Below are 21,892 nucleotides of genomic sequence, written 5' to 3' on the forward strand. Positions count from 1 at the left end.
ATGAGCAAATTCTGGAGCCCTTTCGTCAAGGACCTCGTGCCTTACGTGCCCGGCGAGCAGCCAAAACTGACCAAACTGGTCAAGCTCAACACCAATGAAAACCCCTACGGCCCGTCGCCCAAGGCATTGGCGGCGATGCAGGCCGAGCTGAATGACAACCTGCGTTTGTACCCGGACCCCAACAGCGACCTGCTCAAGCAGGCCGTGGCCAAGTATTACGGGATCGACGCCGGCAAGGTGTTCCTCGGCAACGGTTCCGATGAAGTCTTGGCGCATATCTTCCATGGCCTGTTCCAGCACGATTTGCCGCTGCTGTTTCCGGACATCAGCTACAGCTTTTATCCGGTTTACTGCGGCCTCTATGGCATCAAGTCTGACCCGGTGCCACTGGACGAGCAGTTCCAGATTCGCGTGGCCGACTACGCCAAGCCCAACGGTGGGATCATCTTCCCCAACCCGAACGCGCCCACCGGCTGCGTGCTGGCGCTGGAGGCGGTGGAGCAGATCCTCAAGGCCAGCCCGGATTCGGTGGTGGTGGTCGATGAGGCCTATATCGACTTCGGCGGCGACACCGCCATCAGCCTGGTGGACCGCTACCCGAACCTGCTGGTGACCCAGACCCTGTCCAAATCGCGCTCACTGGCCGGTTTGCGCGTGGGCCTGGCCGTGGGCCACCCGGACCTGATCGAGGCGCTGGAGCGGGTCAAGAACAGCTTCAACTCCTACCCGCTGGATCGCCTGGCGATTGTCGGCGCGGCGGCGGCGTTCGAAGACCGTGAGTACTTCGAGAAGACTTGCCAACAGGTGATCGACAGCCGCAACCAGTTGGTTGCCCAACTGGAAGGTAAGGGCTTTGAAGTATTGCCATCGGCCGCCAACTTCATCTTTGCCCGTCACTCACAGCATGACGCGGCGGGTTTGGCTGCGAAGCTGCGTGAGCAGGGCGTGATTGTGCGGCACTTCAAGCAGGCGCGGATTGCCCAGTTCCTGCGGATCAGCATCGGTACGCCGGAGCAGAACCAGGCGCTGATTGATGGGCTTGGCGAGCTCTAGGCGTTAGACCTTTATTGGCTTGACGGGCCTCATCGCGGGCAAGCCCGGCTCCCACATTGGAATGTATTTCCCTGTGGGAGCCGGGCTTGCCCGCGATGAGGCCATCAGCAACACCGCATCGTTACAGCAACGGCTCATCCGGCTTCTTGTTCTTCCAGCCATCATTGCCCGGCAGCAGCAGGTTCAAACCAATCGCCACCACCGCGCACAGGGCGATGCCCTTGAGGCCGAAGTCATCCGGGCCGGTGCCGGTACCCACCAGCACACCGCCAATCCCGAACACCAGGGTCACCGACACAATCACCAGATTGCGCGCCTCACCGAGGTCGATCTTGTGGCGGATCAACGTGTTCATGCCGACGGCCGCAATCGAGCCGAACAGCAGGCACAGAATCCCGCCCATCACCGGCACTGGAATGCTTTGCAGCAGGGCGCCGAACTTGCCGATAAACGCCAGGCTGATGGCGAATACCGCCGCCCAGGTCATGATTTTCGGGTTGTAGTTCTTGGTCAGCATCACTGCGCCGGTCACTTCGGCGTAGGTGGTGTTCGGCGGGCCGCCAAACAGGCCAGCTGCCGTGGTGGCGATGCCGTCACCCAGCAACGTGCGGTGCAGGCCCGGCTTCTTGAGGTAGTCGCGACCGGTCACGCTGCCCACCGCAATTACCCCGCCGATATGTTCGATCGCCGGGGCCAGGGCCACCGGTACGATAAACAGGATCGCCTGCCAGTTGAATTCCGGCGCGGTGAAGTGGGGCAGGGCGAACCACGGCGCAGCGGCGATCTTCGCCGTGTCGACCACGCCAAAGTAGAACGACATGGCAAAGCCCACCAGCACGCCGGAGATGATCGGCACCAGGCGGAAAATGCCCTTGCCGAACACCGCCACGATCAACGTGGTCAGCAGCGCCGGCATCGAGATCAGCATCGCCGTCTGGTAATGGATCAGCTCGGCACCGTCGCCGGACTTGCCCATCGCCATGTTGGCGGCAATGGGCGCCATGGCCAGGCCGATGGAGATGATCACCGGCCCGATCACCACCGGCGGCAGCAGTCGGTCGATAAAACCGGTGCCTTTGATCTTCACGGCCAGGCCCAGGAAGGTATAGACGAAACCGGCCGCCATCACCCCGCCCATGGTCGCCGCGAGGCCGAACTGGCCCTTGGCGAGGATGATCGGGGTAATGAAGGCGAAGCTCGAGGCCAGGAACACCGGCACCTGCCGCCCTGTCACCACTTGGAACAGCAGCGTGCCCAAACCGGCGGTAAACAGTGCAACGTTTGGATCAAGACCTGTGATCAGCGGCATCAACACCAGCGCGCCAAATGCCACGAAGAGCATTTGTGCGCCAGACAGGATCTGGCGCCAAAGCGGGTCGTTGAATTCATCCTGCATGCTTACGCGTCCTTCTGCTTGGTGCCGAAGATCTTGTCACCGGCATCGCCCAGGCCTGGGATGATGTAACCGTGTTCGTTCAGGCGCTCGTCGATGGAGGCGGTGTAGATCTGCACGTCCGGGTGGGCTTTTTCGACGGCGGCGATGCCTTCGGGCGCGGCCACCAGCACCATGGCGCGGATGTCCTTGCAACCGGCTTTCTTGAGCAGGTCGATGGTGGCGACCATGGAACTGCCGGTGGCGAGCATCGGGTCGATGATCATGGCCAGGCGCTCGTCGATTTCCGGGACGAGTTTTTCCAGGTAGGTGTGGGCCTGCAACGTTTCTTCATTGCGGGCCACGCCCACGGCGCTGACCTTGGCGCCCGGAATCAGGCTGAGGACGCCTTCGAGCATGCCGATACCGGCGCGCAGGATCGGCACCACGGTGATTTTCTTACCGGCGATTTTTTCCACCTGGACGGGACCGGCCCAACCGGGGATCTCGTAGTTTTCCAGCGGCAAATCTTTGGTGGCTTCGTAAGTGAGCAGCGCTCCGACTTCCTGAGCAAGCTCACGGAAATTCTTCGTGCTGATGTCGGCGCGGCGCATAAGGCCGAGTTTGTGTCGGATCAGCGGGTGGCGGATCTCGCGAGTGGGCATGGGAAAGGCTCCGGCGGCGGGCAAAAAAACCGGCCTAGATTAATCTATCCGAGGGTGTTGTCCTATAGACATCTAGTACGTTAGTCCATTAAGGCTTGCTCGGAGCGCATGAGAAGCGTACCTTCGCCCGCTTTTCTTGCCACAGCACCCCCTTGGAGAGCGCTATGTCCGCTGATCTCGAGCATATCCGTCAAATCATGCGCGAGGCTGACTGCCTGTACACCGAAGCGCAAGTCGAAGAAGCGATCGCCAAGGTTGGCGCACACATCACCCGCGAAATGGCCGACACCAACCCGGTGGTTTTCTGCGTGATGAACGGTGGTCTGATTTTCGCCGGCAAATTGCTGACGCATCTGCAATTCCCGTTGGAAGCGTCCTACCTGCACGCCACCCGTTATCGCAACGAAACCACCGGCGGCGATCTGTTCTGGAAGGCCAAGCCGGAAGTCTCGTTCATTGACCGTGACGTGCTGATCATCGACGACATCCTCGATGAAGGTCATACCCTGGGTGCAATCATCGACTTCTGCAAACACGCCGGCGCGCGCAACGTGCACACCGCCGTGCTGATCGACAAAGACCACGACCGCAAGGCCCGTCCGGACCTCAAAGCCGATTACGTTGGCCTGCCGTGCATCGACCGCTATATCTTCGGTTATGGCATGGATTACAAAGGTTACTGGCGCAACGCCAATGGGATCTTCGCCGTCAAAGGCATGTGATCCCGGCCCGGCGCAGGGTTGTCATGCTATCGTGCTTGGCCCCTGCGTCTGGAGCTGTTCATGAGCCTGTTGATTCGCACGTGCGCCGCCCTGGCGCTGACCCTCAGCCTGCCGCTGGCAGCTGCCCCCTTGCACAGCCAGTTCCTGCCGCCGGATGACCTGACCCTGCGCGCCGAAACCCCCGACCAGCAGCAATTGCTGCAAGTCACCGAGTACGCGGTAGTGGTGGGTAACCAGCGCCAATCCAACCAGCAGCCGATCCCGGTGACCTCGCCGTTGATGATCCGCCTCAAGGGCAAGCCCTTGAACAAAGGCGCAAGCATTGCCCAGGTGGTGCTCAATTTCGATGCCGAAAGCAAAAGCCTGAAAAAGCCGGTATTCGACGACAACAGCAAAACCCTGACCTTGTCCTACCCGATGACGCAGTACCGCGTGATCGTCGACCTGCTGCGCAACGACACGGTGTACGTGCAGTTCCTCAGTTATGCCAACGGGCATATCTGGGCAGACCTGCACACCGGCGCTGTGCGTACAAAATAGCCACAACACTCAAGATCAAAATGTGGGAGGGGGCTTGCCCCCGATAGCGGTATGTCAGCAATACATTAGCTGGCTGATACACCGCAATCGGGGGCAAGCCCCCTCCCACATTGGATCTCCGGTGCTTTCGAAGCTTGCACGCCGCAGGTAGACTTCAACCCCCGTGTAAATGTCTGCAGGCTGGAGTCGGTAATGCGTAAAGATAAGAAACAGGTGATTGGTGACGAGATCGGCGACGATCAGATCAAGTTGTTCCTGGACTTTGAGCCGGTCGACGCAACCTCACCGTCTCTGCACAAACTGATCAAGGCCTACCGTGGCCTGCGTATCGACGACTTCGAGCGCTTCCTGGGCTTTTTCAAGGAAGCCGGCCTGGACCTGGATGGCAAGGACGAGCATGGCCAGACCTTCGTCGAGCTGATCAAGGACCAGCGCAATGCCGATGAGTACATCGAGTTGATCAAAAACGCCCGCGGCTGATTGCCCGAGGCATAAAAAAACGCCCCGTTCTCATCACGAGAACGGGGCGTTTTTTATCGCGTCACGACCTCAAGCGTAGCTCTCGGTCTCGGCGGCAGGTTCAACCAGCTCGAGGCTGATGTTGTTCTGCGCGTTGATCTTGCGGTACAGCTCGGCATCCGTCTCCAGGACCTTTTCCCGCGCCGGGAAGATCTCGTGCAGCTTGGTCGCCCACTCGCCTGCAGCCTTCTCGGGGAAGCAACGCTCGATCAGTTCGAGCATGATCGAAACAGTCACCGAAGCACCCGGAGACGCACCCAGCAGCGCCGCCAGCGAACCGTCCTTGGCCGCGACCAGCTCGGTACCAAATTGCAGCACGCCGCCTTTTTTCGGGTCTTTCTTGATGATCTGCACCCGTTGGCCGGCCACTTCCAGGCGCCAGTCTTCGGCTTTCGCTTCAGGGTAGAAGCGGCGCAGGGACTCCAAGCGCTGTTCCATCGATTGGCGCACTTCGCTGACCAGGTACTTGGTCAGGTCCATGTTGTCGCGGGCCACGGCCAGCATCGGGCCGATGTTGCCGGCGCGAATCGACAGCGGCAGGTCCAGGAACGAGCCGTACTTGAGGAACTTGGTGGTGAAGCCTGCGTATGGCCCGAACAGCAGCGATTTCTTGCCATCGACCACGCGGGTGTCCAGGTGCGGCACGGACATCGGTGGCGAGCCCACGGCAGCCTGGCTGTAGACCTTGGCCTGGTGGTGCTTGACCACGTCCGGGTTGTCGCAGCGCAGCCACTGGCCACTGACCGGGAAGCCGCCAAAGCCTTTGCTTTCTTCGATGCCCGAAGCCTGCAGCAGCGGCAGGGCTGCGCCACCGGCGCCGAGGAACACGAACTTGGCGTCCACTTCGCGGGTATTGCCGCTATTGACGTCCTTGATGCTCACGGTCCAGCCCGCGCCGTTGCGCTTGAGGCCGGTGACGCGCTTGTGGTACTTGACCTGCGCGTCCGGCGAGCTGATCAGGTGACCGAGCAACTGGTTGGTCAGTGCGCCGAAGTTGACGTCGGTGCCGTTCATCACGCGGGTGGCGGCGATTTTTTCGTCGAGCGGGCGGCCCGGCATCATCAGCGGCATCCACTCGGCCATCTCATTACGGTCTTCGGTGTAGTGCATGTCCGAAAACGCGTGGTGCCGGCTGAGGGATTCAAAGCGCTTCTTGAGGAAGTCCACGCCTTTCTCGCCCTGCACGAAGCTCAGGTGCGGCACCGGGCTGATAAAGGACTTGGACGAGCCAAAGGTGCCTTTTTTGGTCAGGTACGCCCAGAACTGCTTCGACACCTCGAACTGGGTGTTGATGTGCACGGCTTTTTTGATGTCGATGGAGCCATCGGCCGCCTGCGGGGTGTAGTTCAGCTCACACAGCCCGGCGTGACCGGTACCGGCGTTGTTCCACGGGTTGGAACTTTCCGCGGCACCCGAGTCCATCAGCTCAACGACTTCCAGCTTGAGGCCGGGGTCGAGCTCTTTGAGCAGCACGGCCAGGGTGGCACTCATGATGCCGGCCCCTACCAGAACTACGTCGACTGCTTCGTTATGCGCCATTTAACGCGTCTCCAAAATCTGCAGCACCAAATTGACGGCATGGCTGCCAGGAGTGACGGGGCGTTTCACGTGTTGCCCCAGGTTACCCATGGCCAGGATCGCCATGTCCGATTCGCAATTCTTTGCAACTTCAGCGCACGCTTCCTGCCGGGCTAATCTGCCTATGAACGCATTCATGGGCGCCTGTGGCAATTCGACTTATGGTCAAAGCGTGCGATTCGTGCAACCAATCCGTAGCGGACAGGCTCAAGCTCCGGTTTTCAAGGCGTGCTCGGTCCTGTGTGGTTGGGCTGTTCCAGACGCTGATGGTGCTTGTACAAACGCCAAACTATTCATTTGCTCGCCACACTCTTGTGAAGTTGTGAAAACCCGTTTTTTCACGCTCTTTTGAAGACGTGAACCTCAAAAAAGGGCTGCCCCAGCCTGGCACCTGGCCCGGAAAACCTTGCCGACACGCGGCAAAAACGGGCAAACAACTCAAGTGGCCGAGCGCAATGGCAGCTCTGGCAGATTCGGTAAAGGCGGGTGGTTTGCAAAGAAAACAGCAAGCGCGCCAGCTTCACTCGATCTGTGTGGGCGGCTCTCTGTGGGCGATTCTTGGAGGTTAATACCGAGGCATTAACGATGCTGCGAGGCCCGATCAGGAGACGTCCTTATAATCGGGGGGAGATTGTAGCGAAGAACGTCAGGGAAATGGGCGTGTTTTATGACTTTTATTAGGCGTTCGGTCAGGCGGCCAACGCCTGCTGCCGTGGCGACTGCGCGCGGCGTGCGCTTACCCGGGCGTGAGACGGCAGCGGGCGGTGCATCCAGCTCAGGCGAATCTCCTCGATTTCCACCCAGCCATCACCGGCGGGCGGCTGGCAGCACGCTTTGAAGGCTTGGCAGCGGCCCTGGCTATCGAGCAGGGCAAACTGGCGAACAGTGGGCTTGCGGGTGAACAACGACCAGAGAAAATGCATGGCGATCAACCTCCTGAGATTGAGGCCAAGCATGTCAGCCTGGCATGACGAGCCCATGTAACGGCTGTGACATCTCGGTGACATCGAACCGCGACGCCAGGGATAGGTCACAGGTTGTAACTGTCGCTAGTTCCCGGCCGTGGCGCCCCGCTATACTGCCGGCCTGTCGGTACCTGATTTCTGGAGAGAAGAGCATGTTGCAACGCCTGTTGTTCGGTTTGATCACTGTGACCAGTTTGACCCTGGTTGGCTGCGCCAACAGCCCGCAACAACTCAGCCCTGAACCGAAAATCACCACGCAGTTGGCCCCGGTGGGCCACGGTCAGCCGGTGTCGGTGCGTGTGGTGGATGGTCGCCCATCGCCAACATTGGGTTCGCGTGGCGGTCTTTACCCTGAAACCGCGCTGGTGTCGGTGAACGCTCAGGACGTGCTGCCCAAGCTGCAAGCCCAGGCCGAAGCCGCTGTGCGCCTGCTGGGCTTCACCCCGGCCAATTCGCCGGGCGCGCCTCAGTTGACCATTACCCTGGCTGAACTCAAGTACCAGTCGCCCAAAGACGGCCTGTATGTGACTGAAGCGTCGATCGGCGCGACGTTCAAGTCCGACGTCAGCGCCGGTACCCGTCGCTACAGCGGCCGTTACGGTGCTTCGCTCAACCAGCGCTTCGGCATGTCGCCGAACCAGGAAACCAACACCAAGCTGGTCAGCGACGTCCTGAGTGACGCCTTGACCCGCCTGTTCAAGGACCCAAGCATCGGTTCGCTGCTCAGTGCGCAATAACAGCTGACAGCGCTTCACAAAAAAACCGGGCTCATCGCTGAGCCCGGTTTTTTTTCGCCTTGAGTTTTATGCCGCGGTGTCGATACAGAAGTCCAGCAGGCTCACCCCGGTCAGCAAATCCGCTTCCGGCGAGTCCGCATGCTGGTGCCCTCCGAGGGCGCAGTACACCAGCCAGTGGCGGTCCTGGACGTTGAACGCGAGGCTGCCGATCAGCGCCTCTTGCTCATCGCTTGGAGTAATCAAGTACAGCCGATCCTGGTTGTGTGCGTGCAGCATGACAAGCTCCCGAACGTTCGAAGGACAGCCAGAGTGGCCTGTTAAGGTGACGTTCAGGTGACGCTGTAAATTACTGGATACATTAATCGTCAATGGGGGATGGAGCGTTTCCGGCGCTGGAAACCACTATCGTTCAGAGGTGTGACTGAACCTGTACCCAGACACTGTTTTACTGAGGTTTGTGATGGCGTTGCCCGCACTATTGATCAATGTTGTGGCTTTACTGGTGGCCTGCCCGGGTGCAGCGCTGCTGTTCATTACCCGCCTGCGCGAGCAGCGCGCGATGGCTGAACTGACCGCGCAGAGCGAAGACCGCGCGATCGACCAGCCCATGCTGTTCCTGGACGTGCGCACCGAACGGGCGCATCGCGTGGCGTACCGCATCGGGTTCGCCTGCCTGGGGTTGGCGCTGCTGACCTCTTGGATCAGCACGCACCTCTAAAAACACCGCAGAACCAATGTGGGAGCGGGCTTGCTCGCGAATACGAAGTGTCAGTCGACTTATTCTTCAACTGACAGACCGCATTCGCGAGCAAGCCCGCTCCCACATTTTCATGTTTGTGTTTACAGAGGGATTCCGGCTTTAACCCGATACTGATTACGCACCGGCGTCGCATATTGCACCACCAGGAATGGCCGGTGCTCGGCCGGGCATTCGTTCAGGCGGCGCTCCCATTCCGCCTTGGCCTTGGCCAGTTCATCTGCCGGGAACACCTCGGCCGCCGTCGGCACCTGCAATTGCGGGTCGGCGTCGCTCCACTGGGCGTAGGCCAGGTAGTGCACCGGGAACAAGCGGTAACCGCCGAGAATCTGCCGGTCCATTTCCACTGCCAGCAGCTTGGTGTCTTCAAAACGCTCGGTGATCGGCGGCGCGAAGTTCACGTGCACCCGGCCTTTGTAACCGGTAATGCCCAGGGCGATACTCACGTCATCTTCGCCCGGCGCCTTGGTGTAGGTGCCGGTGGTGGCGCGGATATACAGCTCGCGCGCCTTGGCCGAGTCGCACGGGTCATACTCATAGCTGATGGACACCGGCGTCAGGTTCAGGGACTGGATCACCTCGGCAAACGGCTCGTCCTTGCGGCTGACGTGGAACATCTTGAGGATCGCCGACTCGGTGCGATCATCGCCATCTTTGGCACGGCCTTCGGCCTGGGCGATCCAGATCGACTGGCAATCATTGCGGATCGAATGGTTGATGTAGGCCGACAGCAGGTTGAACGCCGCCATCTTCTCCTTTCTTCCGGTGATCGAGCGGTGCACGATGAAGCTCTTGTTCAGGCGCATCAGGTCGCTGACAAAGGGCTTTTGCAGCAGGTTGTCGCCGATGGCGATACGCGGCGTCGGCAGACCAGCGTGGTACACGGCATAGTTGACGAAGGCCGGGTCCATCACGATGTCGCGGTGGTTGGCCAAAAACAGGTAGGCGGTGCCGGACTTGAGCTGCTCGACGCCGGTGTAGGTGACGCCGTCGGTCGCGCGGTCAATGGTGTGGTCGACGTAGTACTCGACTTTGTCCTGCAGCGTAGCCACGGTGGTGACGCCGGCGAACTCACGGCGTAGTTTGCGGGCGATCATCGGCTTGAGCAGCCAGCCCAGGGCGCCGGCAAAGCGCGGGAAGCGAAAGTGGGTCAGGATGTCCAGAAAGGCCTTGTCACTGAACAGCCGGTCCAGCACTGCCGGGACTTCGCTGTCGTTGTAAGGTCGGATGGTATCGAATTCGCCCATCATGCTCTCTTGTTAGAAACGGCTAGGGTAAGTAAAGGAAATACCAGGGTGCGGTCCGAGTAATGGGCCCGGCCTAAGAATAGCCCTGTAAATAGACCGGCGATTATACGCACAAGTCACCTTGGAGGCTGCGATGCTGGAAACCGAGTCGTACGATTGTCCTTATTGTGGTGAACGGGCCGAGGCGGTGCTGGACCTTTCCGGCGGCGATCAGTCCTATATTGAAGACTGCCCGGTATGTTGCCGGCCGATTACGTTCGACCTGCAAGTGCACGATGGCGAATGGATGCTTACGGTCCGCAGCGAAAATGAATGACAGGTACGCCCATGCAGCGAATCTACGAACCGGAAAACCTGATGGAAGGCGAGCTGCTGCAACAGATGCTCGCCAGTGAAGGCATCGAGGCGCATTTGGTGGGGCGTCATCTGCTCGGCGGCACCGGCGAACTGCCGATATTCGGCCTGCTGGGGCTGGAGGTCGATAACGACCGGGCGGTTGCCGCCCGTGAGTTGATCACCGCTTATATCGGCGCGCAGCCGGTGCCCGGCGACGAACCCGACAGCTTCCCCGACGTGTTGGTCTGTTAGGCTGTCGGTCGGTTTACCCCAAGAGTTGTGTTGCCCCATGTGTGGACGTTATGCCCTGTTTCGCTGGAATCCTGCCTTTGCTGCTTTGCCCGGTTTTCCGGCCGACCAGCAACCCCAGTGGAACCTTTCGCCGAATGATTCGGTGTTGATCCAGCGCCTGAGCGAAGGCCAGCGCACCCTGGCCCGCGCGCGTTGGGGCCTGACGCCGCCCTGGCTGACCGACCTTTCCCGCACCCCGGCCCATGCCCGTGCCGAAACCCTGGCCGAGCAACCGATGTTCCGCGAAGCGTTTCGCCAGCGCCGCTGCCTGCTGCCCGCCAATGGTTTCTATGAATGGCGCGGCACCCAGCGCAAGCGCCCCTACTGGCTGACGCCGGGGGAGGGCTCCACCTTGTTTTTTGCCGCGATCTGGGAAGCGTACCCGGTGCAGGAACAGGTGTGGCTGAGCACGGCGGTGGTGACCCAGGCAGCGCAGAGCCAGCGGCGACCGTTGATTCTGGACGCGGCGGGGCAGGACGCCTGGCTTAACCCTGAGACGCCGTTGCATGTGTTGCAGGGGTTGCTGGCCAGTGAGCCCGCGGCGCTGCGCGAGCGGGTGTTGGCCAATATGGTCAATGATCCCAAGCTCAATGGGCCGGAGTGCCTGACGCCGGATTGAGTCAGTGAGTGTTGGGTCAGGTTGACTGGCCCCTTCGCGAGCAAGCCCGCTCCCACATTTTGAATGCATTCGCAGATCAACGTGTGGGAGCGGGCTTGCTCGCGAAGGCGGCCTCAAAGCCTCTGCAATCTTCAGACCTGAACTGATGAATCAGCAGCGCCTGTGCGTGGGATTTGTCGGAAACTTCGCAGTTAAACGTCTTATGTATCTGGCGCAGATGCACATGACCGCCTACGATACGCGCCATGTTTTCAGGGAGACGGTTCATGAAGAAATCATTGGCGGTAAGTGGATTGGTTGCAGCGATGTTGCTGGCAGGTTGCCAGTCGGTCAACACCACCAGCGGCGGCGCCGTCGGGGTGGAGCGCAAGCAGTACATGTTCAGCATGCTGTCGAGCCAGGAAGTCGACCAGATGTATGCCCAGTCCTACCAGCAGACCCTGGGCGAAGCCAGTGGTAAAGGCCTGGTGGACAAGACCAGCGCCAACGCCAAGCGCGTGCAGGCTATCGCCAAACGCTTGATCGCCCAGGCCCCTACCTTCCGCCCCGATGCGGCGCAGTGGAAGTGGGAGGTGAACCTGATCAAGAGCGATGAGATGAACGCCAACTGCGGCCCTGGCGGCAAGATCTTCGTGTACAGCGCGTTGATCGATAACCTCAAGCTTACCGATGACGAACTGGCCGCCGTGATGGGGCATGAAATCGCCCACGCCCTGCGTGAGCACGGCCGTGAAGCCATGTCCAAGGCTTACGGGATCGAGATGGCGAAGCAGGGGGCGGGTGCGTTGTTCGGCCTCGGCCAAGACAGCCTCGCGTTGGCGGACACGGTGGCCAACTACGGCATGACCTTGCCCAACAGCCGCAGCAATGAGAACGAAGCCGACCTGATCGGCCTGGAGCTGTCCGCTCGTGCCGGCTACAACCCGAACGCGGCCATCACGCTGTGGAACAAGATGGCCAAGGCATCGGAAGGCTCGCCGCCGGAATTCATGAGCACTCACCCGGCTTCCGACAGCCGGATCGCCTCGTTGCAAGCGGCGATTCCCAAGGTGATGCCGCTTTACCAACAGGCTAAAAAATCCTGACCCTTTGAAGATCCAAATGTGGGAGCAGGCTTGCTCGCGAAAGCGCTACATCAGTCACAACATCGTTGACTGACACTCTGCCTTCGCGAGCAAGCCCGCTCCGACATTTGATTGGGTTTACAGGTCTAGATCCAACCGCTGCTCTGCATGGCCTTGTACACCGCCACAATCGCCAGGATGAAAAACGCCGTGGCGGCCAGTCGACGAATCAAGGTCAGCGGCAGCTTCTCTGCGGCAAAATTGCCCGCCAGCACCACCGGCACGTTGGCAATCAGCATGCCCACGGTCGTCCCGATAATCACCAGCCACAGTTCCGGGTACTGCGCCGCCAGCATCACCGTGGCGATCTGCGTCTTGTCACCGATTTCGGCGAGGAAGAACGCGATCAGCGTGGTCAGGAATGGCCCGAATTTGCGCGTGGTGCTGGCTTCGTCATCGTCGAGTTTGTCCGGCACCAGAGTCCACAACGCGGTGGCGCAGAAGCTTGCCGCGAGTATCCAGTGCAGCACTGCATCCGAGAAGAAACTGCCGAACCAGGCGCCCACGGCGCCGGCGGCCGCATGGTTGGCCAGGGTCGCGGCAACGATGCCGGCGATGATCGGCCAGGGCTTGCGAAAGCGAGCAGCGAGAATGAGTGCGAGCAGTTGCGTCTTGTCGCCGATTTCGGCCAAGGCAACGATTGCGGTAGGAACCAGTAGTGAATCCAGCATCAGGTAAGTTTCCAGGGGCGGGTCGACACGGCTATGACACGTACAGCCTTCCCGCCCCGGGTAAGGTGTTCGTGTCATAGGTCTTGTCAAACCCCGGTCCGTCTGTGCGGACTCCTGGGTCGCATACGCCATGGTCTGTTGACCAAGTATGTTGACGTATGCCGGACGAGCATGGCGCTCGTGGGAGACTACTCCCCTAGGACGGAGCGGATTCTGCCTAGGCAAAACCCATTCGGCAAGCCTTCTTTTTCAAACGCCCGTCAGCCGCGTTTGGCACGGTAGATGCGAAACCCGTTGCCCTCGGCCTTGATCGCACACACACCCAGATGCTCTTCGATCAGCGGCTGGTACTTGAGGAAGCTGTTGGCAACCAGGCGAAGTTCGCCGCCTTTTGCCAGGTGTTTCGCCGCTTTTCGCAGCAGGTTCTCGGTGGCGAAATAGTCGGTGTGCACGCCGACATGGAACGGCGGGTTGCTCAAAATCGCGTTCAAGCCCATCGGCGCCGCGTCAATGCCGTCACCGGTCAGCACATCGGCTTCGAGGCCATTGGCGGCCAGGGTCAGACGGCTGCTGGCGGCGGCGAAGGCGTCCACATCCAGCATCGTCACCGTGTTGTGCGGGTAGCGACGTTTTACCGCAGCGCCCAGCACACCTGCGCCACAACCAAAGTCCAGCAAGTGGCCGCTCGGCAATTTATCCAAATGCTCCAGCAACAACGCGGTGCCGCGGTCCAGTCGGCCATGGCTGAACACACCCGGCAGGCTCACCACTTTGAGCGGCCCCTCGGCCAGCGGTACCTCGAAGACCTGCGCCAGGCGCTCCAGCTCAACGGCTTGCGGGGCGTTGGCCACGGTCACTTGCCACAATTGGCAATGCCGCGCGTTATCGAGCTTGCGCGGTTTGCCCAAGGGGATCATTTGCTTGGCGGCGCTTTCGATACCGCCTTTTTTCTCCCCCACCAGAAACAGCTCGGCACCCGGCAGGCGCGCGGCCACGGCGTTGAGCAGGTAATCGGTGAGGTCCTTGGACTTGGGCAGGAAGATGACCGCAGCATCGAACCCGCGCTCGGGCACGTGGACGCCGAACTGGCTGCGCTCGGGGAAACGTGCGTCGAGTGCCGCCTGGTCGCCGGCATGCCAGCACCAGCCGTGGGCGTTGGGCAGGCGACCGAGCAAATCGTCGGCAGGCAACCCTACCAGCAGCACGTTGCCTTGAAAAAGTTCGGCCTGACGAAGCAGTACTTCACTGCGCGGATCCATGGTCTGCTCCTTGAAAAGGGGCGCAGTTTATCAACTCACAACGCGCAACGGGGCGCCGCTGAAAAAGCCCCGGGCGTTTTCCGCCAATTGGCCGACGATGCGTTGCCGCGCCTCGCGGCTGCCCCACGCATTGTGGGGCGTAACGATCAGCCGAGGAATGTCGTCGGCCAGCAGCGGGTTGCCCTGCACCGGCGGCTCCACGCTGAGCACATCGGTGGCCGCGCCGCCCAGATGGCCGCTGCGCAGGGCATCGGCCAAGGCCTGTTCGTTGATCAAACCGCCGCGCGCGGTGTTGACCACAAACGCACCTGGCTTGAGCAGGGCCAGCTCGCGGGCGCCAATGAAGTCGCGGGTATGTTCGTTGAGCGGGCAGTGCAAGGTAAGTGCGTCGACCTGCGTGAGCAGCTCATCCAGCGGCACGCGGTCGGCACGCGCAGGGCGGCCAGGGATCGCGCCGAGTACCACGCGCATGCCAAAGGCTTCGGCCAGGCGCGCCACGGCGCTGCCCAGCTCACCGTGACCGAGCAGGCCGAGGGTCTTGCCTTCCAGCTCGACGATGGGGTGATCCAGCAGGCAAAACTGCTTGGCCTGTTGCCATTTGCCGGCCGCCACATCGCGCTGGTAGTCCTTGAGGCGCGTCGCCAGGTTGAGCAACAGCATGAGGGTGTGCTGCGCCACCGACGGCGTGCCGTAGCCCTGGCAGTTGCTGACGGTAATGCCGTGGGCGCGCGCGGCTTCAAGGTCGATGTTGTTGGTGCCGGTGGCCGACACCAGGATCAGCTTGAGGTCCGGGCAGGCCGCCAGGGTTTCAGTGTTGAGCGCGATTTTGTTACTGATCGCGACCTGAGCCCCTTGCAGGCGTTCAACCACGTTCTGCGGCGTGGTGTCGGTAAACAGCTGCAGGTCGCTGAAGCTGTGGCGCAGCTCGCTGAGGTCGAGGTCGCCCAGGTCCAGGGACGGGTGATCAAGGAAGACGGCGCGGCAATTGTTCGTCATCAACTGTACCTTTTGCGAGAGGGTTCGAAGGCGTAATCTGCCGAGCCTATCAGATGAAATAATCCGTTACGTAATTGGAGTGAGCATGTACGCCGCCGAGTTTTTGACCGTAGCCCTGATTCACTTGTTGGCGGTGGCCAGCCCCGGCCCGGATTTCGCCGTCGTGGTGCGCGAAAGTGTTACCCACGGCCGGCGTGCGGGCACATGGACCGCGCTGGGCGTGGGCTCGGCGATTTTCCTGCATGTGGGCTACTCGCTGCTCGGTATCGGCTTGATCGTGTCCCAGTCCATTGTGCTGTTCAACGCGCTCAAGTGGGCGGCCGCCGCGTACCTGCTGTACATCGGCTTCAAGGCCCTGCGTGCGCAGCCTGCCAAGCCTGCCGCCGAAGGTGAGTTGCACCGCGAAGCAGGCGAGCGCACCCCTCGCGGCGCGTTTACCGCAGGTTTCGTGACCAATGGCTTGAACCCCAAGGCCACGCTGTTCTTTCTCTCGCTGTTCACCGTGGTGATTAACCCGCACACACCGCTGGCAATTCAGGCGGGTTACGGGGTGTATTTGGCGGTGGCCACGGCGCTGTGGTTCTGCCTGGTGGCGATGCTGTTCAGTCAGCAACGTGTGCGCGCAGGCTTTGCGCGGATGGGGCATTGGTTTGATCGCACCATGGGCGCGGTGCTGATCGCCATCGGTGTAAAACTCGCCTTCACCAGCATGAAGTAAACGCTAGTTTCGAGTGACCACAGCTCAAATGTGGGAGCGGGCTTGCTCGCGAATGCGCTGGTTCAGTCAACGCTTTACCGACTGATACCCCGCATTCGCGAGCAAGCCCGCTCCCATTTTGGTTGTCGGCAAGGTCCCGATAATGGCGCAAAGCTAGCATTTGCTGGGTCTGCAAATCATTCCTTTGGCTGATTTGGCTGAAACATAAGGTCTCTAAAGTGCAGGTCTTCAAGCCAAGACCGTGCAGTCATAAAAAGGGATTCGTATGTTGCAGACCCGTGTCATCCCGCCCGCCGAAGGCGCTTACCAATACCCGCTGTTGATCAAACGCCTGCTGATGTCCGGGGCGCGTTACGAGAAAACCCGGGAAATCGTCTACCGCGACAAGCTGCGCTACACCTACCCGACGCTGATCGAACGCGTCGCGCGCCTGGCCAACGTGTTGACCGAGGCCGGGGTCAAGGCCGGTGACACCGTGGCGGTGATGGATTGGGACAGCCATCGCTACCTGGAATGCATGTTCGCCATCCCGATGATTGGCGCGGTGATCCACACCATCAACGTGCGCCTTTCGCCAGAACAGATTCTTTACACCATGAACCACGCCGAGGACCGCTTTGTGCTGGTCAACAGTGAGTTCGTGGGCCTCTACCAGGCCATTGCCGGTCAACTCACTACGGTCGACAAGACCCTGCTGCTCACCGACGGCGAGTCCAACACCGCCGAGTTGCCCAACCTGGTCGGCGAGTACGAAACCCTGCTGGCCGCCGCCAGCCCCACGTACGACTTCGAGGATTTTGACGAGCATTCCGTCGCCACCACGTTCTACACCACCGGCACCACCGGCAACCCCAAGGGCGTGTATTTCACCCACCGCCAACTGGTGCTGCACACCATCGGCGTGGCGACGATCATGGGCAGCGTCGACAGTGTGCGTCTGCTGGGCACCAACGACGTGTACATGCCGATCACGCCGATGTTCCACGTGCACGCCTGGGGCCTGCCGTATGTGGCGACCATGCTCGGCCTGAAACAGGTCTACCCCGGGCGCTACGACCCTGAATACCTGGTGGAGCTGTGGCGCAAGGAGAAGGTCACGTTCTCCCATTGCGTGCCGACCATCCTGCAAATGCTGCTCAACGCCAAGGCTGCTCAAGGCGTGGATTTTGGCGGCTGGAAAATCGTTATCGGCGGCAGCGCGCTCAACCGTTCGCTGTATGAAGCCTCCAAGGCCCGTGGGATTCAACTGACGGCTGCGTACGGCATGTCCGAAACGGGGCCGCTGGTGTCGTGTGCCCACCTCAATGAAGAGCTGATGGCCGGCACCGAGGACGAGCGCACCACTTACCGCATCAAGGCCGGCGTGCCGGGGCCGCTGGTGGAGGCGGCGATCATCGACAGCGATGGTAATTTCCTGCCCGCCGATGGCGAGTCCCAGGGCGAGCTGGTGCTGCGCGCGCCTTGGCTCAGCGAAGGCTATTTCAACGAGCCGCAGAAGGGCGCCGAGTTGTGGGCCGGCGGTTGGATGCACACCGGCGACGTGGCCACCCTGGATGCATTTGGCGTGATCGATATACGCGACCGCATCAAGGATGTGATCAAGACCGGTGGCGAGTGGGTCTCTTCGCTGGCCCTCGAAGACCTGGTCAGCCGTCACCCGGCGGTACGCGAAGTAGCGGTGGTGGGCATCGCCGACCCGCAGTGGGGCGAGCGCCCGTTTGCGTTACTGGTGGTCCGTGATGGCCATGTGATAGGTGCCCGGGAGCTCAAGGAGCATCTCAAGCCTTTTGTCGAATTGGGCCACTTGAGCAAATGGGCGATTCCAAGCCAGATCGCCGTTGTTACGGAAATTCCCAAGACCAGCGTCGGCAAGCTCGATAAAAAACGTATCCGTATCGACATCGTCGAATGGCAGGCCAACAACAGCACGTTCCTGTCCACCCTCTGAGCTGATCGGCCGCGCCTGAAAGGCGCGGCAATGCTCTATCTCGCACCTTTACTTGTGATTTGCCAAATATCAGCCATCCTTGCCGCGTCGGCTCTCGTCGACATGGCGAAAGGGTTGTGGCAGAGGCGTCGGTGATGCAAATCACACTTTAGAGGGATCAAGCGATACCCCCTGCTGGCTATAGTCCCTTCCAGAGTTTTTCAAGGATGTTCCGCTTCGGGCCATGGGGGCTCGGCTGCCGAGCGGCATTGGAATCGTTGTATTCCGGCCGTTACACGCATCACAGAAAGAACTCACTGCCATAACAATAATGCACATGGAGTAGCGACGATGACCTCAGTAAACCAGTTCTGGCGCCGGGCAAAACTGCCCCTGGCCGTCAGTCTCGCCTCTACGCTCGCCGGGCCCGCATTCGGCGTCAGCTTCAATATCGGTGAAATCGAAGGGAGTTTTGACTCGTCGCTGTCGGTGGGGGCCAGTTGGTCGACCGCCAAGCCCGACCGCAACCTCATTGGCGTTAACAACGGTGGCAAGGGGTTGTCGCAGACGTCCGATGACGGGCACTTGAACTTCAAGCGTGGCGAGACCTTCTCGAAGATCTTCAAGGGCATTCATGACCTCGAGCTGAAATACGGCGACACCGGTGTGTTTGTGCGCGGCAAGTACTGGTATGACTTTGAGCTAAAGGATGAAAACCGCGAGTTCAAGGACATCAGCGACCACAACCGCAAAGAAGGCGCCAAGTCTTCTGGCGGGCAGATTCTCGATGCCTTCATCTACCACAACTACTCCATCGCGGATGCTCCCGGCTCGGTGCGCTTCGGCAAGCAAGTGGTGAGCTGGGGTGAAAGTACCTTCATCGGCGGCGGTATCAACTCGGTGAACCCGATTGACGTGTCGGCGTTCCGGCGTCCGGGGGCTGAAATCAAGGAAGGCCTGATCCCGGTCAACATGTTCTACGTTTCGCAGTCGCTGACCGACAACTTGTCGGCTGAGGCGTTCTACCAGTTGGAATGGGACCAAACGGTCACGGACAACTGCGGCACCTTCTTCTCCCAGCCCGATGTGATCGCCGATGGTTGCAGCGATAACCTGCGCCTGCTCGGCAAGCGTTCAACGGTTGCCGCAGGCGGTGGCTTGCCGGTGCTCAACAACTTTGGCGTGGACATCAACGAAGAGGGCGTGCTGGTCAAGCGCGGCGCTGACCGTGACGCCCGCGACAGTGGCCAGTTTGGCGTGGCCATGCACTACAACTTCGAGCCGCTGGACACCGAGTTCGGCGCGTACTTCATGAACTACCACAGCCGTGCGCCGATTTTCAGCGCAACAGGTGCCTCGGCGGCGACCTATGCCGCTGCCAACTCGTTGACCGGTGGCCCGGCTTCAAGCCTGCGGCCATTGATCGTGGCCGGTAACTCTAGCTACTTCGTCGAGTACCCCGAGGATATCCGCCTGTATGGCTTGAGCTTCTCCACCACCTTGCCGACAGGCACCGCGTGGAGCGGTGAACTGAGCTACCGCCCGAATGCGCCTGTGCAACTCAACACCACCGACATTCTGTATGCAGGTGTGACGCCATTGATCGGCCTGGGTGGGGCCTCGCCACTTCAGGGCGCTGCTGACCAGGATCTGCACGGTTATCGTCGCAAGGAATTGACCCAGTTCCAGACCACCTTCACGCACTTCTTCGATCAAGTGATGGGGGCAAGCCGCCTGACGTTGGTGGGTGAAGTCGGCGTGACCCATGTGGGTGGCCTGGAAAGCAAGTCTGAAGCGCGGTACGGGCGTGACCCGGTGTACGGCCCAGGGCAAGGTCCGCTCTGCGCAACGCTTAACGCGGGCACCATCGGCGGGGCAGGGCCTGGCGCCGATGCCAGCAACGTTTCCAAAAACTGCAACAACGACGGTTTCACTACCTCCACGTCGTGGGGCTACCGTGGCCGGGCAATCTGGGAATACCCGGATGTGTTTGCCGGGGTGAACCTCAAGCCCAACGTGGCCTGGTCCCATGATGTGAGTGGTTATTCGCCTGGCCCTGGCGGCAACTTCGAAGAAGGTCGCAAAGCGGTAAGCCTGGGGTTGGATGCTGAGTATCAAAACACCTACACCGCCAGCCTTGCGTACACCAACTTCTTCGGTGGTGACTACAACACCTCGGTTGACCGTGATTTCGTCGCCCTGAGTTTCGGCGCGAACTTCTAAGCCCACTCTTTTCAGATGCATGTATTTTCGGGAAGAACCAGAACATGAAAATAACTAAAAATCTGTTGCACGTGGGTGTGCTTGGGCTGTCGATCCTGGCGAGCAACGTCATGGCGGCAGTGTCGGCGGATGAAGCCGCCAAGCTGGGCACCACCCTGACCCCGATGGGCGCCGAAATGGCCGGTAACGCGGCCGGTACCATTCCTAAATGGTCACCCCTGCCGACCAACGCCGGCGCTGTCGATGCCCGTGGTTTCCTGGCCAACCCTTACGCCAGCGAACAACCGCAGTTCACCATCACTGCGCAGAACGTCGAGCAGTACAAGGACAAGCTGGCGCCGGGGCAGTACGCGATGTTCAAGCGTTATCCGGACTCCTTCAAGATGCCGGTGTACCCGACCCATCGCGGTGCCACAGTGCCGGCGGATGTGTTCGCGGCCATCAAGAAGAACGCCACCACCACCAACCTGGTGTCCGGCGGCAACGGCCTGGAAAACTTCGAAACTGCGGTACCGTTCCCGATTCCCAAAAGCGGCGTTGAAGTCATCTGGAACCACATCACCCGTTATCGCGGTGGCAGCGTGACGCGCCTGGTTACCCAGGCTACGCCGCAAACCAACGGTTCCTACAGCCTGGTGTACTTCAAAGACCAGTTTGTGTTCCGCGACAAGATGAAGGACTTCGACCCGAAAAACCCGGGCAACGTGCTGTTCTACTTCAAGCAGCAAGTCACCGCGCCGGCGCGTCTGGCCGGTGGTGTGCTGCTGGTGCACGAAACCCTCGACCAAGTGAAGGAGCCGCGCTCGGCGTGGGTCTATAACGCCGGTCAGCGCCGTGTTCGCCGCGCCCCGCAAGTGTCGTATGACGGCCCGGGTACTGCGGCCGACGGCCTGCGTACGTCCGATAACCTGGACATGTACAACGGTGCGCCGGACCGCTACGACTGGAAACTGGAAGGCAAGAAGGAAATCTACATCGCCTCCAACAGCTACAAGATCGATGATCCCAAGCTCAAGTACGCCGATATCATCAAGGCCGGCCACATCAACCAGGACCTGGCACGCTATGAGCTGCGCCGCGTCTGGCACGTGGTGGCGACCTTGAAGGAAGGCCAGCGTCACATCTACGCCAAGCGTGACTTCTTCATCGATGAAGACACCTGGCAAGCGTCGGTCATCGACCACTACGACGGTCGTGGCCAACTGTGGCGCGTCGCTGAAGCCCACGCCGAGAACTACTACGACAAACAAGTGCCGTGGTACGCCCTGGAAACCCTCTACGACCTGCAGTCCGGCCGCTACCTGGCCCTGGGCATGAAGAACGAAGAGAAGCAGGCCTACGACTTCGGCTTCACCGCCACCACCAGCGACTTCACCCCAGCGGCCCTGCGCCAGGATGGTGTTCGCTAAGTCGTACCAGCGTCTCAATGTGGGAGGGGGCTTGCCCCCGATGGCGGTGTGACAGTCAATAAGTGCATTGGCTGATCCACCGCTATCGGGAGCAAGCCACCTCCCACATTTTTTGTCGCAGTTCTTTTTCAGACAAATGTTGCAAAGATCTACAAACCTGCCGC

24 protein-coding genes and 1 riboswitch are annotated in these 21,892 nt (G+C 60.5%); of the genes, 14 read left to right on the top strand and 10 right to left on the bottom strand.

Annotated features, from left to right (window positions below; translation table 11 throughout):
* Positions 1-1,053 carry a histidinol-phosphate transaminase gene (hisC, locus tag GIW02_RS03765; RefSeq protein WP_236411188.1) on the top strand — a complete coding sequence of 351 codons (1,053 nt, stop codon included), beginning with the start codon at positions 1-3 and terminating at the stop codon, positions 1,051-1,053.
* Positions 1,054-1,174: 121 nt separating this feature from the next.
* Here the strand turns inward: hisC and GIW02_RS03770 are convergent, their stop codons facing one another.
* Positions 1,175-2,449 carry a uracil-xanthine permease family protein gene (locus GIW02_RS03770; RefSeq protein WP_101266579.1) on the bottom strand — a complete coding sequence of 425 codons (1,275 nt, stop codon included), beginning with the start codon at positions 2,447-2,449 and terminating at the stop codon, positions 1,175-1,177.
* Positions 2,450-2,451: 2 nt separating this feature from the next.
* Entirely contained in the window at positions 2,452-3,090 is a 639-nt protein-coding gene (gene upp / locus GIW02_RS03775) for a uracil phosphoribosyltransferase (RefSeq protein WP_135287439.1), read from the bottom strand.
* Between the two features lie 164 nt (positions 3,091-3,254).
* On the opposite strand from upp, the gene GIW02_RS03780 reads away from it, so the two are divergent.
* The 3 genes from GIW02_RS03780 to GIW02_RS03790 all read left to right on the top strand — a co-directional run bounded on the left by GIW02_RS03780 (position 3,255) and on the right by GIW02_RS03790 (position 4,832).
* Entirely contained in the window at positions 3,255-3,812 is a 558-nt protein-coding gene (locus GIW02_RS03780) for a hypoxanthine-guanine phosphoribosyltransferase (RefSeq protein WP_083360114.1), read from the top strand.
* A 60-nt stretch (positions 3,813-3,872) separates the two neighbouring features.
* Entirely contained in the window at positions 3,873-4,352 is a 480-nt protein-coding gene (locus tag GIW02_RS03785) for a hypothetical protein (RefSeq protein WP_236411189.1), read from the top strand.
* A gap of 192 nt (positions 4,353-4,544) precedes the next feature.
* A complete protein-coding gene (locus GIW02_RS03790) occupies positions 4,545-4,832 on the top strand; it encodes a PA4642 family protein (protein ID WP_236411191.1) in 288 nt (95 codons plus the stop codon).
* 69 nt (positions 4,833-4,901) lie between these two features.
* Here GIW02_RS03790 and mqo read toward each other — a convergent pair whose 3' ends face one another.
* Entirely contained in the window at positions 4,902-6,410 is a 1,509-nt protein-coding gene (gene mqo / locus GIW02_RS03795) for a malate dehydrogenase (quinone) (RefSeq protein WP_236411192.1), read from the bottom strand.
* 728 nt (positions 6,411-7,138) lie between these two features.
* The gene (locus tag GIW02_RS03800) at positions 7,139-7,372 is read right to left on the bottom strand and encodes a hypothetical protein (protein WP_236411194.1); all 234 of its coding nucleotides are present in this window, start codon (positions 7,370-7,372) and stop codon (positions 7,139-7,141) included.
* A gap of 194 nt (positions 7,373-7,566) precedes the next feature.
* Between GIW02_RS03800 and GIW02_RS03805 the strand changes: the two genes are divergently transcribed.
* The gene (locus tag GIW02_RS03805; protein WP_236411196.1) at positions 7,567-8,151 is read left to right on the top strand and encodes a YajG family lipoprotein; all 585 of its coding nucleotides are present in this window, start codon (positions 7,567-7,569) and stop codon (positions 8,149-8,151) included.
* A 66-nt stretch (positions 8,152-8,217) separates the two neighbouring features.
* On the opposite strand, the gene GIW02_RS03810 is transcribed toward GIW02_RS03805, so the two are convergent.
* Positions 8,218-8,427 (bottom strand): hypothetical protein, encoded by a 210-nt coding sequence (locus tag GIW02_RS03810; RefSeq protein WP_236411198.1) that lies wholly within the window; start codon positions 8,425-8,427, stop codon positions 8,218-8,220.
* A 184-nt stretch (positions 8,428-8,611) separates the two neighbouring features.
* On the opposite strand from GIW02_RS03810, the gene GIW02_RS03815 reads away from it, so the two are divergent.
* Positions 8,612-8,869 carry a hypothetical protein gene (locus tag GIW02_RS03815; RefSeq protein ID WP_236411200.1) on the top strand — a complete coding sequence of 86 codons (258 nt, stop codon included), beginning with the start codon at positions 8,612-8,614 and terminating at the stop codon, positions 8,867-8,869.
* A 122-nt stretch (positions 8,870-8,991) separates the two neighbouring features.
* Here GIW02_RS03815 and GIW02_RS03820 read toward each other — a convergent pair whose 3' ends face one another.
* Positions 8,992-10,155 (bottom strand): 1-acyl-sn-glycerol-3-phosphate acyltransferase, encoded by a 1,164-nt coding sequence (locus GIW02_RS03820; protein WP_236411202.1) that lies wholly within the window; start codon positions 10,153-10,155, stop codon positions 8,992-8,994.
* A gap of 133 nt (positions 10,156-10,288) precedes the next feature.
* Between GIW02_RS03820 and GIW02_RS03825 the strand changes: the two genes are divergently transcribed.
* The 3 genes from GIW02_RS03825 to GIW02_RS03835 are packed head-to-tail and all read left to right on the top strand — an operon-like array spanning position 10,289 to position 11,401.
* The gene (locus tag GIW02_RS03825) at positions 10,289-10,471 is read left to right on the top strand and encodes a CPXCG motif-containing cysteine-rich protein (protein ID WP_236411203.1); all 183 of its coding nucleotides are present in this window, start codon (positions 10,289-10,291) and stop codon (positions 10,469-10,471) included.
* Between the two features lie 11 nt (positions 10,472-10,482).
* The gene (locus GIW02_RS03830; protein ID WP_236411205.1) at positions 10,483-10,743 is read left to right on the top strand and encodes a putative signal transducing protein; all 261 of its coding nucleotides are present in this window, start codon (positions 10,483-10,485) and stop codon (positions 10,741-10,743) included.
* A gap of 37 nt (positions 10,744-10,780) precedes the next feature.
* A complete protein-coding gene (locus GIW02_RS03835) occupies positions 10,781-11,401 on the top strand; it encodes an SOS response-associated peptidase (protein WP_236421778.1) in 621 nt (206 codons plus the stop codon).
* Positions 11,402-11,477: 76 nt separating this feature from the next.
* Here GIW02_RS03835 and GIW02_RS03840 read toward each other — a convergent pair whose 3' ends face one another.
* Positions 11,478-11,669 (bottom strand): hypothetical protein, encoded by a 192-nt coding sequence (locus GIW02_RS03840; protein WP_236411206.1) that lies wholly within the window; start codon positions 11,667-11,669, stop codon positions 11,478-11,480.
* Here GIW02_RS03840 and GIW02_RS03845 point away from each other — a divergent pair.
* On the top strand, positions 11,668-12,486 hold the full coding sequence (locus tag GIW02_RS03845) for a M48 family metallopeptidase (RefSeq protein WP_236411207.1): 819 nt from the start codon (positions 11,668-11,670) through the stop codon (positions 12,484-12,486). The two genes, GIW02_RS03840 and GIW02_RS03845, sit on opposite strands and share 2 nt — an antisense overlap.
* Before the next feature lie 125 nt (positions 12,487-12,611).
* On the opposite strand, the gene GIW02_RS03850 is transcribed toward GIW02_RS03845, so the two are convergent.
* From GIW02_RS03850 to GIW02_RS03860, 3 genes are all read right to left on the bottom strand, one after another.
* On the bottom strand, positions 12,612-13,196 hold the full coding sequence (locus GIW02_RS03850) for a TMEM165/GDT1 family protein (RefSeq protein ID WP_049709951.1): 585 nt from the start codon (positions 13,194-13,196) through the stop codon (positions 12,612-12,614).
* Positions 13,197-13,284: 88 nt separating this feature from the next.
* A riboswitch (yybP-ykoY riboswitch) is annotated at positions 13,285-13,406 on the bottom strand.
* A gap of 50 nt (positions 13,407-13,456) precedes the next feature.
* Positions 13,457-14,455: a class I SAM-dependent methyltransferase gene (locus tag GIW02_RS03855; RefSeq protein WP_236411208.1), complete on the bottom strand. Its 999-nt coding sequence runs from the start codon at positions 14,453-14,455 to the stop codon at positions 13,457-13,459.
* A gap of 30 nt (positions 14,456-14,485) precedes the next feature.
* Positions 14,486-15,451 carry a 2-hydroxyacid dehydrogenase gene (locus tag GIW02_RS03860; protein ID WP_236411210.1) on the bottom strand — a complete coding sequence of 322 codons (966 nt, stop codon included), beginning with the start codon at positions 15,449-15,451 and terminating at the stop codon, positions 14,486-14,488.
* An 85-nt stretch (positions 15,452-15,536) separates the two neighbouring features.
* On the opposite strand from GIW02_RS03860, the gene GIW02_RS03865 reads away from it, so the two are divergent.
* From GIW02_RS03865 to GIW02_RS03880, 4 genes are all read left to right on the top strand, one after another.
* Entirely contained in the window at positions 15,537-16,169 is a 633-nt protein-coding gene (locus tag GIW02_RS03865) for a LysE family translocator (protein WP_010213066.1), read from the top strand.
* 265 nt (positions 16,170-16,434) lie between these two features.
* Positions 16,435-18,117 carry a fatty acid--CoA ligase gene (locus GIW02_RS03870; RefSeq protein WP_236411211.1) on the top strand — a complete coding sequence of 561 codons (1,683 nt, stop codon included), beginning with the start codon at positions 16,435-16,437 and terminating at the stop codon, positions 18,115-18,117.
* A 330-nt stretch (positions 18,118-18,447) separates the two neighbouring features.
* Complete coding sequence (locus GIW02_RS03875; protein ID WP_236411214.1) at positions 18,448-20,319, top strand: DUF1302 domain-containing protein; 1,872 nt, start codon at positions 18,448-18,450, stop codon at positions 20,317-20,319.
* Positions 20,320-20,363: 44 nt separating this feature from the next.
* The gene (locus GIW02_RS03880) at positions 20,364-21,728 is read left to right on the top strand and encodes a DUF1329 domain-containing protein (protein WP_236411215.1); all 1,365 of its coding nucleotides are present in this window, start codon (positions 20,364-20,366) and stop codon (positions 21,726-21,728) included.
* The last annotated feature ends 164 nt before the right edge of the window (positions 21,729-21,892 follow it).

The sequence above is a fragment of the Pseudomonas syringae genome (genome assembly GCF_021606685.1).
In the GTDB taxonomy this organism is placed as follows: Bacteria; Pseudomonadota; Gammaproteobacteria; order Pseudomonadales; family Pseudomonadaceae; genus Aquipseudomonas; species Aquipseudomonas syringae_R.

What these genes read in the sequence shown, in the direction of transcription:
- hisC (WP_236411188.1), top strand. Translation starts at nt 1, where the DNA reads ATGAGCAAATTCTGGAGCCCTTTCGTCAAGGACCTCGTGCCTTACGTG.
- GIW02_RS03770 (WP_101266579.1), bottom strand. Translation starts at nt 2,449, where the DNA reads ATGCAGGATGAATTCAACGACCCGCTTTGGCGCCAGATCCTGTCTGGC.
- upp (WP_135287439.1), bottom strand. Translation starts at nt 3,090, where the DNA reads ATGCCCACTCGCGAGATCCGCCACCCGCTGATCCGACACAAACTCGGC.
- GIW02_RS03780 (WP_083360114.1), top strand. Translation starts at nt 3,255, where the DNA reads ATGTCCGCTGATCTCGAGCATATCCGTCAAATCATGCGCGAGGCTGAC.
- GIW02_RS03785 (WP_236411189.1), top strand. Translation starts at nt 3,873, where the DNA reads ATGAGCCTGTTGATTCGCACGTGCGCCGCCCTGGCGCTGACCCTCAGC.
- GIW02_RS03790 (WP_236411191.1), top strand. Translation starts at nt 4,545, where the DNA reads ATGCGTAAAGATAAGAAACAGGTGATTGGTGACGAGATCGGCGACGAT.
- mqo (WP_236411192.1), bottom strand. Translation starts at nt 6,410, where the DNA reads ATGGCGCATAACGAAGCAGTCGACGTAGTTCTGGTAGGGGCCGGCATC.
- GIW02_RS03800 (WP_236411194.1), bottom strand. Translation starts at nt 7,372, where the DNA reads ATGCATTTTCTCTGGTCGTTGTTCACCCGCAAGCCCACTGTTCGCCAG.
- GIW02_RS03805 (WP_236411196.1), top strand. Translation starts at nt 7,567, where the DNA reads ATGTTGCAACGCCTGTTGTTCGGTTTGATCACTGTGACCAGTTTGACC.
- GIW02_RS03810 (WP_236411198.1), bottom strand. Translation starts at nt 8,427, where the DNA reads ATGCTGCACGCACACAACCAGGATCGGCTGTACTTGATTACTCCAAGC.
- GIW02_RS03815 (WP_236411200.1), top strand. Translation starts at nt 8,612, where the DNA reads ATGGCGTTGCCCGCACTATTGATCAATGTTGTGGCTTTACTGGTGGCC.
- GIW02_RS03820 (WP_236411202.1), bottom strand. Translation starts at nt 10,155, where the DNA reads ATGGGCGAATTCGATACCATCCGACCTTACAACGACAGCGAAGTCCCG.
- GIW02_RS03825 (WP_236411203.1), top strand. Translation starts at nt 10,289, where the DNA reads ATGCTGGAAACCGAGTCGTACGATTGTCCTTATTGTGGTGAACGGGCC.
- GIW02_RS03830 (WP_236411205.1), top strand. Translation starts at nt 10,483, where the DNA reads ATGCAGCGAATCTACGAACCGGAAAACCTGATGGAAGGCGAGCTGCTG.
- GIW02_RS03835 (WP_236421778.1), top strand. Translation starts at nt 10,781, where the DNA reads ATGTGTGGACGTTATGCCCTGTTTCGCTGGAATCCTGCCTTTGCTGCT.
- GIW02_RS03845 (WP_236411207.1), top strand. Translation starts at nt 11,668, where the DNA reads ATGAAGAAATCATTGGCGGTAAGTGGATTGGTTGCAGCGATGTTGCTG.
- GIW02_RS03840 (WP_236411206.1), bottom strand. Translation starts at nt 11,669, where the DNA reads ATGAACCGTCTCCCTGAAAACATGGCGCGTATCGTAGGCGGTCATGTG.
- GIW02_RS03850 (WP_049709951.1), bottom strand. Translation starts at nt 13,196, where the DNA reads ATGCTGGATTCACTACTGGTTCCTACCGCAATCGTTGCCTTGGCCGAA.
- GIW02_RS03855 (WP_236411208.1), bottom strand. Translation starts at nt 14,455, where the DNA reads ATGGATCCGCGCAGTGAAGTACTGCTTCGTCAGGCCGAACTTTTTCAA.
- GIW02_RS03860 (WP_236411210.1), bottom strand. Translation starts at nt 15,451, where the DNA reads ATGACGAACAATTGCCGCGCCGTCTTCCTTGATCACCCGTCCCTGGAC.
- GIW02_RS03865 (WP_010213066.1), top strand. Translation starts at nt 15,537, where the DNA reads ATGTACGCCGCCGAGTTTTTGACCGTAGCCCTGATTCACTTGTTGGCG.
- GIW02_RS03870 (WP_236411211.1), top strand. Translation starts at nt 16,435, where the DNA reads ATGTTGCAGACCCGTGTCATCCCGCCCGCCGAAGGCGCTTACCAATAC.
- GIW02_RS03875 (WP_236411214.1), top strand. Translation starts at nt 18,448, where the DNA reads ATGACCTCAGTAAACCAGTTCTGGCGCCGGGCAAAACTGCCCCTGGCC.
- GIW02_RS03880 (WP_236411215.1), top strand. Translation starts at nt 20,364, where the DNA reads ATGAAAATAACTAAAAATCTGTTGCACGTGGGTGTGCTTGGGCTGTCG.